This is a genomic window from Bradyrhizobium zhengyangense, assembly GCF_022012555.1.
Taxonomy (GTDB): domain Bacteria; phylum Pseudomonadota; class Alphaproteobacteria; order Rhizobiales; family Xanthobacteraceae; genus Bradyrhizobium; species Bradyrhizobium zhengyangense.
This window is the reverse complement of the sequence record NZ_JAKLTZ010000003.1, coordinates 918,577-930,231: the sequence shown is the minus strand read 5'-3', so window position 1 is coordinate 930,231 and position 11,655 is coordinate 918,577. Positions and strand designations below refer to the sequence as shown.

Here is an 11,655-nt window from a genome sequence, read left to right as displayed (position 1 = left end):
AAGTCCTGATAAGGCTGAAATGTTCCGTTGGAGCATTCGAATTGGTCGTCCCGTGCAGCGCGCAGTCTCGCACCTACCTGAGCAAGTGAGCTGCGACCGGCTGGATGTTGGCCATCTGCGCGGTCTGGTCCTGCCTGCTCGGCCCGTTGACCAGAAGGTCAGAGGCCACGATCAGCAGCAGCACCGCCGAAACCATCGTTGCGAGAAAGAACCTGTCCATGCCGGTTAAGCCGGAAGGGCCGGAATCTGTTCCCGCCGTCGGACATGGTCTTCTTACCTTTTCCCCACAGGGTTCCGCGTAGCGGCTGCGCGCGCAAGCCGCCCACCGTTGACCTATGTCAACGTAGGCCGATGGGGGCTCGCCTTGAATGACCTTGCACGACGACGATGAGGTCGAAGATGGCGATGGAAGATCTGAAACTGCCTGATGGTCCCATGTCGGGGCTGGTCGCCTCGGCCGTGGAGTATCTGGTCGATGCCGGACAGCGCAGCGTGCTGTTTTTGGACATCATGCGCCAGCGCGGCGACCAATATCGCGAGCATGTCGCGCAAACAGCACCGCATGTGCTGCAATATGCTGCCGAATTGATCACGGACGGCCGCACGCTGGACGAGCCCGTCAATTACGCACTGGTGCGCATCATCCCACCCAAGGATGTCACGATCGACATGACCCGGCGACCATTCGTCGTGGTCGATCCGCGCGCAGGCCATGGTCCCGGCATCGGCGGTTTCAAGGCGGACAGCGAGATCGGCGTCGCGATGAGGGCGGGGCATCCCTGCTATTTCATTGGGTTCCTGCCCGAACCCATGCCGGGCCAGACGATCGAGCGCGTCGCGCGGGCCGAAGCGAAGTTTCTTGAAACTGTCATCAGCCGTCATCCCGACGCGGACGGCAAGCCCTGCGTCATCGGCAATTGTCAGGCCGGCTGGGCGGTCATGATCCTGGCATCGCTGCGGCCGGAACTGTTCGGGCCGCTGATCATCGCTGGCGCGCCGCTCGCCTATTGGGCCGGCGTCCACGGCAAATATCCGATGCGCTATTCGGGCGGCCTGTTGGGCGGAAGCTGGCTTACCGCGCTCGCCAGTGATCTCGGCGCCGGCAAGTTCGACGGCGCCTGGCTGGTGCAAAATTTCGAGAACCAGAACCCGTCGAACACGCTCTGGACGAAGCAGTACAACGTCTATTCCAAGGTCGACAGCGAGGCCGAGCGATATCTCGATTTCGAGCGCTGGTGGGGCGGCCACGTCAACCTCAATGCGGAAGAGATCCAGTTCATCGTCGACGAGCTGTTCATCGGCAACAATCTCGCGGCCGGCCGCATCGAGATGTCTGATGGCCAGAAAGTCGATCTGCGCAACATCCGCTCGCCGATCGTGGTGTTCTGCTCCAAGGGCGACAACGTCACCCCGCCGCAGCAGGCGCTTGACTGGATCCTCGACTGTTATGCCGATATCGACGAGATCAGGGCCTACGGTCAGACCATCGTCTACACCGTTCACGACAGCATCGGCCATCTCGGCATCTTCGTGTCCGGCGGCGTCGCTAAGAAGGAGCATGCCGAGTTCTCCAGCAACATCGACCTGATCGACGTGCTTCCGCCCGGGCTCTACGAGGCGACGTTCGAGGCGAGGGGCAACGAGACGCTCAATGCCGATCTTGCGGCGGGGCAATGGGTGATGCGCTGCGAGGCACGAACGCTCGACGACATCAGGGCCATGGGCGGCAATTCCCCCGAGGACGAGCGGCGGTTCGCGGCCGCCAAGCGCGTCTCCGAGCTCAATCTGGCGGCCTATCAGAAGTTCGTGCAGCCCTGGATCAAGAAGATGGTGACACCGCAGGTGGCGGATTGGGCGCGCAACATGCATCCGCTGCGGATGCAGTACGAGGCATTCAGCAGCCAGAATCCCTGGATGTCTGCGGTGAAAGCGGTCGCCGATCGCGTCGAGGAGAAGCGCAGGCCGGTGTCGAAGGACAATCCGTTCCTGGCCTTCCAGGAGCAGATCTCGAAGCAGATCGTGCACGCGCTCGACAGCTGGCGCGACACCCAGGAGGCGCTCAGCGAGACCATCTTCCTCAACGTTTATGGCTCACCTGCGCTCCAGGCCGTAGTCGGCATCGATCCCAATTCCGTGCCGTCACGCCGCCGCGAGATGTCGGACGAACATCGCGTCATGCTCGCGAAGCGTGTTGCGGAGTTGAAGGCGAAGATCGGCGAGGGTGGTCTCCGTGAAGCCTCCATCCGCGCGCTGCTCTATGTCGGCTCCGCGCGCGGCATGGTGGACGAGCGCAGCATCGAGGCGCTGCGTCAGCTCAGGCGCGACCATGCCGGCCCCCGGGTGACGTTGTCCGAATTCAAGATGCTGGTGCGCGAGCAGTTCTTCATGCTGCTGCTGGATCGGGAGGGCGCGCTGGCGGCCATTCCGGGTCTGTTGCCTGCCGATATGAACCAGCGGCGCGCGGCCTTCGCGGCGATGCGCGAGGTACTGTCGGCGAGCGAGGACATCACCGGCGAGCGCGCCAATCGCTTGAGCCGTGTTGCCGGGCTGTTCGGCCTGGACGGGGAGGGCGAGGCGGTGTCGAACGTTGCCCCTTTCGACTCGCAGGCAAGAGCGTCGTAGCGCGGATTGGCGGAAACGGGAGTGACACGATGTCGGCCGATACGACGCACAAGACCGGCAGCAAGTACGACCGGCTGATCGCGATGGCGCAGGCCGTGCCCCCGACACCGACCATCGTCGTGCACCCCTGCGACGAGACCTCACTCCGCGGCGCCATCGACAGCGCCAGCGCGGGCATCATCCGGCCGATCCTGGTCGGGCCCGAGAAAAAGATCAGGGATACGGCCGCAAAATTCGATCTCGACGTCTCAGGATTCGAGATCGTCGACGCCGCGCACAGCGACGATGCGGCGGCCAAGGGGGTCGAGCTGATCCATGCCGCCAGAGGCGAGCTGCTGATGAAGGGCAGCCTGCATACGGACGAGCTGATGCGCGCCGTCACGGCGAAGACGGGCGGCCTTCGCACCGACCGGCGCATCAGCCATGTTTTCGTCATGGACGTGCCGGCTTACGCCGAGACGATTTTCGTGACGGATGCCGCGATCAACATCTTCCCCGATCTCGACGCCAAGCGCGACATCATCCAGAACGCGATCGATCTCTACAACCAGGCCGGCTTCGGCAAGACGCCGCGGGTTGCGATCCTGTCGGCGGTCGAAACGGTCACCTCGAAGATCCCATCCACGATCGAGGCCGCGGCCCTCTGCAAGATGGCCGATCGCGGCCAGATCACCGGCGGCGTGCTCGACGGCCCGCTGGCGTTCGACAACGCCATCGATCCGGAAGCGGCGCGGATCAAGGGCATCGTCTCCGAGGTCGCGGGACGAGCCCAGATCCTGATGGTTCCGGATCTCGAATCCGGCAACATGCTGGCCAAGAATCTCGCTTATTTCGCCAAGGCCGACGGCGCGGGCATCGTGCTGGGCGCACGGGTGCCGGTCGTGCTGACCTCGCGCGCGGACTCGCCGCGCGCGCGCATGGCATCCTGCGCGGTCGCAGCGCTTTACGCATCCGCCCGGCGCCAGAAGGCGCCGACAGTCGCCGCGTGACCGCCATGGACACGATCCTCGTCGTCAATGCCGGCTCCTCGAGTGTCAAGTTCCAGGTCTATTCGATCGAAGGCGAGGGCACGCTGCGCCGGCAGATCAAGGGGCAGATGGACGGCATCGGCAGCCGGCCGCGCCTGCGTGCCGGCGGTGCCAGCGGGCAGTCCCTGGCCGATCGCGCCTATCCGATCGAGGCGGTCCCCGATGTTCCGGCGGCAATGGCCGTTGCCGGAGACTGGCTGCGCAACGAGCTCCAGGTCACGCCCATCGCGGTCGGCCACCGCGTCGTGCATGGCGGCCCGGACTATTCGCGGCCGGTCCTGATCGACCATGGCGTCGTGTCCCGCCTCGAACGATTTGTTTCTCTGGCGCCGCTGCACCAGCCGCACAATCTCGCACCGATCCGCTCGTTGCTGACGAATTTCCCAAAGCTGCCGCAGGTGGCGTGCTTCGATACGGCCTTTCACCGCAACCATGATGCCGTCGCCGATCACTATGCCATTCCGCATCAGCTCCACGCCGAAGGCGTCAGGCGCTACGGATTCCACGGCCTGTCCTATGAGTACATCGCCCGAACGCTGCCGGGCGTCGCGCCCGCGATCGCGAAGCAGCGCGTGATCGTCGCCCATCTCGGCAGCGGGGCCTCGATGTGCGCGCTCATGGACGGCCGCAGCGTCGAGAGCACCATGGGCTTCACGGCGCTGGACGGCCTGCCGATGGGAACGCGACCCGGACAAATCGATCCAGGCGTGCTGCTTTATCTGATCTCCGAAAAGGGCATGCCGCCTTCGAAAGTGCAGGACTTCCTCTACCGCGAATGCGGCCTGAAAGGCCTCTCCGGCATCAGCAACGACATGCGCGAGCTGGAGGCCAGCGACGATCCGCAAGCAAGGCTCGCGATCGACTATTTCGTCTACCGGATCGCCCTCAACGCCGGAATGCTGGCTGCGGCCCTGCAAGGGCTGGATGCCTTCGTGTTCACAGCCGGTATCGGCGAGAACTCGGAATCGATCCGCGCGCGCGTTGCAGCCAGGCTCGAATGGCTCGGTGCAGTGCTCGATGCAGGCGAGAACGCCCGCCATGCGCGGCTGATCTCCCATGCCGACAGCCGCATCCCCGTCTATGTCATTCCGACCGACGAGGAGCTGATGATCGCACAGCACACGCTGTCGCTGCTGATGAACGGCCAATCGCTCAACGCTAGACCTGAGAGGGTGTCATGATCCCCGTATTTCCGGACAGCAAGGTGGCCCTCAAGGGAAAGAAGGGGCTGATCGTCGGCATCGCCAACGACCAGTCGATCGCCTGGGGATGCGCGCGGGCGTTCCGCGCGCTCGGCGCGGATCTCGCCGTGACCTATCTCAACGATCGCGCCAAGAGGCATGTCGAGCCGCTGGCGCAGGCGCTGGAAGCCCCGATCTTCATGCCGCTCGACGTCATGGCTGAAGGCCAGACTGAGGCGGTGTTCGAACGCATCGCGTCGGAATGGGGACAGCTCGATTTCCTGCTCCATTCCATCGCCTTCTCACCCAAGGAAGCGCTGCACGGCCGCGTCGTCGACGTCGGTCGCGACGGCTTCCTCAAGACCATGGACGTGTCGTGCTGGTCGTTCTTGCGGATGGCCCATCTCGCCGAACCCCTGATGAAGAACGGGGGCACGCTGTTCACCATGACCTATTACGGCAGCCAGATGGTCGTCGAGAATTACAACATCATGGGCGTGGCGAAAGCCGCGCTCGAAGCCTCCGTCCGCTATGTTGCAGCGGAACTCGGTCCGAAGGGCATCCGCGTCCACGCAATCTCGCCGGGACCGCTTGCGACCCGTGCCGCCTCGGGCATTCCCGAATTCGACGAGCTGATGGACAAGGCGCAATCCAAGGCGCCGTCGCGTAGTCTCGTCAGCATCGACGATGTCGGCAATGCCACCGCTTTCCTCGCGCTCGACGGCGCCAAGCTGATCACCGGCGGCGTGCTGTATATCGATGGCGGCTATCACATCATCGATTGAGCGCGCTCAACGATAATGCAAGGCAATGAGCTCGGCGACGCAGGCGGGCTTCTTGCCGCCCTCGATCTCGATGACGAGATGATAGTTGACGCGCAGGCCATCCGGCGGCACGTCCTCGGCCTCCGCGACTGTGACGCGGCCGCGCAGCTTTGAGCCGGCCGGAACCGGCGCCAGATAGCGGATGCGATCGGCGCCGTAATTCAGCGTGTTGCGCAAACCTTTCAGGCCGATCACGGAGCGGATGAAGAGGGGCGCCAGCGCCAGCGAGAGCAGGCCGTGGGCGATGGTCTTGCCGCCAGGCATCTCCTTGCTGGCGCGCTCCTGATCGACATGGATCCACTGCTCGTCGCAGGTCGCGGCCGCGAACTGGTTGATACGATCCTGCGACACCTCGACCCAGTCGCTGACGCCGATCTCGATACCAATGGCGGATTTGATGTCGTTGAAGTCGCTGAATATCCGCATGGCCTGGCTTCCTCAGATCTTCATTTCCAGCACGGATTGAGGGATCGCGAGCTCGGCTTCGGTCACCGCCAGGACCTCGCCGACGGTGACGCCGGGAGCGGTTTCCAGCAGTGTTGCCTTGCCGTCGGGAAAGCCGATCACGGCCATGTCGGTGACCACCAGATTCACGGGCCGCGCCGAGGTCAGCGGCAGCGTACATTTGGCGACAATCTTGGACTTGCCCTTGGCCGCATGCTGCATGGCGACGATGACGCGCTTGGCGCCCGTCACGAGATCCATCGCGCCGCCCATGCCGGGCACCATCTTGCCCGGGATCATCCAGTTGGCGAGATGGCCGTGCGCATCAACCTGGAGGCCTCCGAGAACGGTGATATCGACATGGCCGCCGCGGATCAGCCCAAACGACATCGCGCTGTCGAAGGTCGCAGCGCCCGGCAGCGCACTGATCGGACGGCCGCCAGCGTCCGTGAGCGTCGGGTGCTCCAGGCCTTGCTCCGGAATTGGGCCGGTGCCGATCAAGCCGTTCTCGGATTGGAAGAACACTTTGAGATCGGCTGGAACGTAATTTGCGACCAGCGTCGGGATTCCGATCCCGAGATTGACGAGGTTGCCGCTTCTCAGCTCCTTGGCGACGCGCCGGGCGATGATGATCTGCGGGTCCATGTGTCACCCGTTGGTGATGAGGTAGTCGACAAGCGGTGCCGGCGTCACGACGTGATCGGGCGCGATAACTCCGACGGGCACGATGTTCTCCGCGGTGACGATGACGGTATCGGCGGCCATCGCCATGACGGGATTGAAATTGCGTGACGTCAGCGCGTAGGCGAGGTTGCCGAGATAGTCGGCGAGGAATGCATGCACCAGCGCGAACTGCGCTCGCAGAGCGGTCTCCAGCAGGAATGGCTTGCCGTCGACCTCGATCTCACGCTTGCCTTCGGCAACCAACGTGCCGACTCCGGTGGGGGTCAGAACGCCGCCGAGACCGCATCCGCCTGCGCGAATGCGCTCGACGAAAGTACCCTGCGGGACGAGATCGACGGCGATCTGGTTCGCCAGCATCTGTTGCTGCGCCTTGGGATTGAGGCCGATATGGGTGGCAGTCAAGCGAGCGACCAGCGCCGCATCGAACAGCTTGCCGACACCCTTGCCCGGGGTGGCTGCATCATTGCAAATCAGGCTTAGCCCGGTCTTCTTCTGCCGCACGAGTTCGTCGAGCAGACGTTCCGGCGTTCCAACGCCCATGAAACCTCCGACCATGAGGCTTGCCCCGGCGGGGATCATCGCAACGGCTTCTTCGATGGAAACGGCCTTCATCGATGGAACTCCGATCGGCAGGAGCGGACATGGTGTTGGAGGAATGTTCCGGGACGGCAGATTTCCATCGTTGATCTGCGTCAAGGCTTCCGATCATTCGCGTATGTCGATGCCGATGCTCGCCAACATCTCGCGCCAGAGCCTGCGCATCTCATTGTGCCGCTGCTCCAGCGTCGCGCTGACGGCATCGCGGAAGGGCACGAGCTCAGGCCCTTTCAGGAACAGGATTTGCGCCTGGAGCAAGCGGCCGCTCTCGAACTCGATGCGACGCAACGCCAGGACGAAGGGATCAGCCGGGCTGGCCTCGGTCGGCAGCAGCGCTGCCGGGCGGATGGCGGCATGAACGGCATGCGCAAGCGTGGCCAGATGGACGGCAGGCGCAAGACTGCGATCCCCGGTCAATTCGATTGCCGGAGGAAGCCAGGTCGTCTCCCACGAAGCGGCCATGTAGCCCAGGGCGATATCCGGCACCCAGGTGGTCGCGCGCTGGAGCAACGAGACGATCTCGGACTCGCGGTAGAACTGGGCGTTCAATTCGGTCTGCCAGGCGGCCTCGATCCGTAACGGCAGCGCCAGCGCGAATTGCCGTGCGAGCGCGCCATGCGCCGAGATCAGGAAAGCAGCCACGCGCGTCTGCTGGTGCGGCGGCACACGACCGTCAGCGTCGAGCGGCCCGAGGAAGCTGCTCATGGCGAGGGCCTCTGCACGGGAATCGCGCGCAGATGGTCGTAGCCGGCCGGAAACGGCGAAAGCTCGCCGCCGGGCTCGTCGGGCGCAATCAAGACCGCCTTGTTGCCCTTCCAGCGCCCGGCCAGCACGTCCTCGGCAAAGCGCGCGAGCAGATCTGCGGTGAGCGCTCCCTTCTCGAGGGTGAAGGCGTGATAGCCCTCCGGAATGATCACCAACGCACTGTCGGGGATTTCGACGCGAAGCGTCTCGTGCAGGGAGCGGGGAGTCAGGAAGTCGAATTCGCCATTCAGTATCATGGTCGGGACGGCGATGGACGAAAGCTGCGAGGTGATCGGATGGAAGTCGAGAAAGGACTCCATCAGGTTTTGCAGCGCATAGACGTCGTTGACGAGCCAACCCTGCCGCTTGACGCTGTCGAGCTTGTCCAGCAGCGGTTCCAGCCATTGGTCAGACAGGTTCATTGGCAGCAGCAGGTCCTGGAGGTAACTGGTGCCACCGAGGATGAGGCCGGTACGCAGTGCGTTGCCGATCAAGAGCAGCTGCGGCGACAGCTCGGCAAAGCAGCTCATCGGCACCAGCCCGGACAGACGCTTGCCGTGTTCGATGGCATAGCGCAGCGCGATCAGGCCGCCGAAACTGATGCCGCTGAGGAAGACGGGTCCGTCGCCGAGCGCGCTGATCAGTTGGTGAAGCACGGCGACATGATCGTCCTGATTGATGAAGAGCGCCGGCTTGTCCGAGACGCCCTGGCCAAGCAGGTCAAATGTGGCGACGCGAAAGTGCCGGGCCAGCAGAGCATCACGATAGGCCGCCCACAGCTCGGCATATTGTGTGAGCCCGTTGACGAGCACATAGGCCGGCGCGTCGGCCGGACCGTCGAGCTCATAGCGAATCCGGTACGAGCCATGACTGAGGAAGGGCATTGCGTTCGCCAGCAGGTTTTGATTGCGCGATCCTTCATCCGACGGGACGCATTCCATTGAGTTAGATCAAAGCTCGCCCGATCGGCCTGCCTAGCGTTCCGTCAAAATGCGCAAGGGAGGAGGACTCCATCATGATCGGGAGAGGATTCGTAAGGCGCGGTTTCGTCGGCCTCATCCTGCTGCTCGTCGGCATGTCGCTGGCAGTTGCACAACCTTTCACGCGGCGTTCGTCGCAAGTGCAACATGATGGTTTGAAGAAGACCTACGAGATCGCGAACTTCAGGCTGGGCGGTAAATATGACCTGTCCGATCCCGCCAAATGGGAGTTTGGCGGCGAGGGCGGCGTCACGCTGGAATCGCTCGGCGCAGGCAAGCTTCGCACCAGTTACATCGCGATCGGCAACGCGCGGCGCAATGCCGCGGGCGAAATCACCAATGCCGTCGTCGTCAATTCCTACTATTCCGGCGACTCCACGGACATGTATGAGCAGTGGGTCAAGGGCGCGCCACTCTCGGGCGGTGTTCCGATCATCGGCCCGGGCCGGCCGATCGACACCGACCGCTACTACGTCATCATGGTCGATCCGCTCGGCACCTGGGGTGCGAGCAAGCCGTCAGACGGTCTTGGCATCAAGTTTCCGCAATACAGCTACTACGACATGGTGCAGGCGAACTATCGCCTGCTACGGGACGAGCTGAAGGTCGCGCGCGTTGCGCTCGTGACCGGCGTCTCCATGGGCGGCACGCAGACCTATGTCTGGGGCGTGATGCATCCGGAATATATCAACGCGCTGATGCCGATCGGCGGCACGACGCAGTCAGACGGCGACGACCCTGTCGGTAACTGGACCTTCCAGATGATGACGGCGGCGATCGAGGGCGACCCGGTCTGGCAGGCGACCAAGGGTGACTATTACAAGCTCCCCAAGGAGAAGCATCCGGTGCCGGGCGTCGCGTTCGGCTGGTCGATCCTGGGAATGACCGGATACGATTTTGCCTTTCGCACGACCCAGGACTGGAAGGCCGTCCAGCCTGAAATCTTCTACTGGGATCCCCCGAACGAGAAGGCGGGCCTGAATGTCACTAACCGCGCCAAGCTCTATGACGCCGTCGATCTCGTCTGGCGCAATCGGGTCGGCGAGACCCACAACATCAATCCCTATCTCGGCCGTATCCAGGCGCGCACGCTGGTGATGCACATCACCAACGATCTCTGGCTCAACTTCAAGCTGGCACAGAAGGCTGTCGATCGCGTGCCGGGGGCAGACCTGATCGCGCAGGAAAGCCCGGTCGCCCATTACGGCGTGTTCCCGATCATCAACCAGCGCAAGAACGATCCCAAGTTCGTCGCCTTCATGGACGACGTGGCGGCGCTCGATCGCGCCCAGTTGTTTGTCGACAAAAATTATCGCGTTCCGGGCGTCGCCGAAAAGATCGATCCGGGCAAATCCTTCTGGAAGGATTTCGTGACCTATCCTTATCCGGTCAAGTACGCCAATGCCAAAGACAAGATCGGCAATACCTGGCAGATCGGTTACATGGATGAGTATGCCGGCACCGATAAGGACCCGAAGGTGCTCGTGATCATCCACGGAAAGGGCGCCTTCGGCGGGCACTACGGCAACATCATGCAATACGCGCTGCGCAGCGGCCTGCGCGTGATCGTTCCTGACTTGCCGGGCTACGGCATGTCGGGGCCGGGCAATCTCGACAAGAGCCCGGCGCGCACCATGCAGGACATGCGCGAGACCATCTACGATCTCGTCGTCAACCAGCTCGGTGTCAAGAAGGCCTATTATCTCGGCCACTCGCTCGGCGGCCAGTTCGTGATGGGCTATGCACTGACCTGGCCGGACGCGGTGCAGGGGCTTGCACTCGAAGCGCCTTCAGGACTCGAGGAATACCCGCGCGACATCACCATTGCGAAGGATAAGAAAGCACCTTTGTTCCAGCCGGGTCTCGGCCGCGACTTCGACAAGTGGAGGCAGATCTGGGACCAGACTGGCATCCTGGCTGCTGAGAAGGCCCGTGACGAGCAGGGCATCCGCGACTTCTTCTATTTCAAGAAGCGTGATCCCGACACCGGCGTGGTGTCGGCGGCGAAGAGCGGCTACTTCTTCAGCGACAGCGAGTATGCGCGCTTCCATACCGAGCAGCGCGTCGGGCTCACCAAGGGCAACCCCAAGGAGCTCGAACAATGGTGCAACGTCTTCATCTTCGACATCTACACAATCGGATCCGAGCTTCAGCAGGATGATCCGAAGAACCTCTACGAGCGGGTCACGGAGATCAAGGCGCCGATCTTCCTCGCGTTCGGCGACAAGGAACCGTTCATTCCGACGCCGGCCTTCAACGGACTGACGGATCTCGGACGCGACGTCATCACGCCGTTCATGTCGCGCATGACCAATGCCGGCAACCGGCCGATGCTCAAGATCTATCCAGAGACGGGGCACTTCATCCACACCGACAACCCGGTGGAGTATTCCGCCGATGTCGTCGACTTCGTGATCAAGGGACGCGTGGACACATCATCGCCACTGGGCACCGACCGCATGATCAAGGGCGCCGTCGCCTCGGCCATCCCCGTGGCGCCGACCCCGCCTGGCGCTGCGCCCACGGCTGGCTTGAACAAATAGGATCGGTT

At 63.2% G+C, this 11,655-nt stretch carries 11 protein-coding genes; 5 read left to right on the top strand and 6 right to left on the bottom strand.

What is annotated here, in order from left to right:
- Window positions 1-73: 73 nt before the first annotated feature.
- On the bottom strand, window positions 74-220 hold the full coding sequence (locus L6639_RS15015) for a hypothetical protein (protein WP_237862450.1): 147 nt from the start codon (window positions 218-220) through the stop codon (window positions 74-76).
- Window positions 221-399: 179 nt separating this feature from the next.
- Between L6639_RS15015 and L6639_RS15010 the strand changes: the two genes are divergently transcribed.
- From L6639_RS15010 to fabI, 4 genes are read left to right on the top strand one after another with little or no spacing between them, the layout of a single operon-like run.
- Window positions 400-2,622: a DUF3141 domain-containing protein gene (locus L6639_RS15010; protein WP_237862449.1), complete on the top strand. Its 2,223-nt coding sequence runs from the start codon at window positions 400-402 to the stop codon at window positions 2,620-2,622.
- 29 nt (window positions 2,623-2,651) lie between these two features.
- Window positions 2,652-3,611, top strand: a complete 960-nt coding sequence (locus L6639_RS15005; RefSeq protein WP_237862448.1) for a phosphate acetyltransferase — start codon at window positions 2,652-2,654, stop codon at window positions 3,609-3,611.
- Between the two features lie 5 nt (window positions 3,612-3,616).
- Window positions 3,617-4,831, top strand: coding sequence for an acetate/propionate family kinase (locus tag L6639_RS15000; protein ID WP_237862447.1), 1,215 nt, complete (start codon window positions 3,617-3,619; stop codon window positions 4,829-4,831).
- Window positions 4,828-5,616, top strand: a complete 789-nt coding sequence (gene fabI, locus L6639_RS14995; RefSeq protein ID WP_237862446.1) for an enoyl-ACP reductase FabI — start codon at window positions 4,828-4,830, stop codon at window positions 5,614-5,616. Before L6639_RS15000 ends, fabI begins: the two co-directional genes overlap by 4 nt.
- 6 nt (window positions 5,617-5,622) lie before the next feature.
- Here the strand turns inward: fabI and L6639_RS14990 are convergent, their stop codons facing one another.
- The 5 genes from L6639_RS14990 to L6639_RS14970 all read right to left on the bottom strand — a co-directional run bounded on the left by L6639_RS14990 (window position 5,623) and on the right by L6639_RS14970 (window position 9,008).
- A complete protein-coding gene (locus L6639_RS14990; RefSeq protein ID WP_237862445.1) occupies window positions 5,623-6,081 on the bottom strand; it encodes a MaoC family dehydratase in 459 nt (152 codons plus the stop codon).
- Between the two features lie 12 nt (window positions 6,082-6,093).
- Window positions 6,094-6,744, bottom strand: coding sequence for a 3-oxoacid CoA-transferase subunit B (locus tag L6639_RS14985; protein WP_237862444.1), 651 nt, complete (start codon window positions 6,742-6,744; stop codon window positions 6,094-6,096).
- 3 nt (window positions 6,745-6,747) lie between these two features.
- Window positions 6,748-7,395 (bottom strand): CoA transferase subunit A, encoded by a 648-nt coding sequence (locus tag L6639_RS14980; protein WP_237862443.1) that lies wholly within the window; start codon window positions 7,393-7,395, stop codon window positions 6,748-6,750.
- A gap of 93 nt (window positions 7,396-7,488) precedes the next feature.
- A complete protein-coding gene (locus L6639_RS14975; RefSeq protein ID WP_237862442.1) occupies window positions 7,489-8,085 on the bottom strand; it encodes a hypothetical protein in 597 nt (198 codons plus the stop codon).
- The gene (locus L6639_RS14970; protein ID WP_237862441.1) at window positions 8,082-9,008 is read right to left on the bottom strand and encodes an alpha/beta fold hydrolase; all 927 of its coding nucleotides are present in this window, start codon (window positions 9,006-9,008) and stop codon (window positions 8,082-8,084) included. The genes L6639_RS14975 and L6639_RS14970 overlap by 4 nt, the downstream gene beginning before the upstream one ends.
- Before the next feature lie 131 nt (window positions 9,009-9,139).
- Here L6639_RS14970 and L6639_RS14965 point away from each other — a divergent pair, with 131 nt between their 5' ends.
- Complete coding sequence (locus L6639_RS14965; protein ID WP_237862440.1) at window positions 9,140-11,647, top strand: alpha/beta hydrolase; 2,508 nt, start codon at window positions 9,140-9,142, stop codon at window positions 11,645-11,647.
- Window positions 11,648-11,655: the final 8 nt, after the last annotated feature.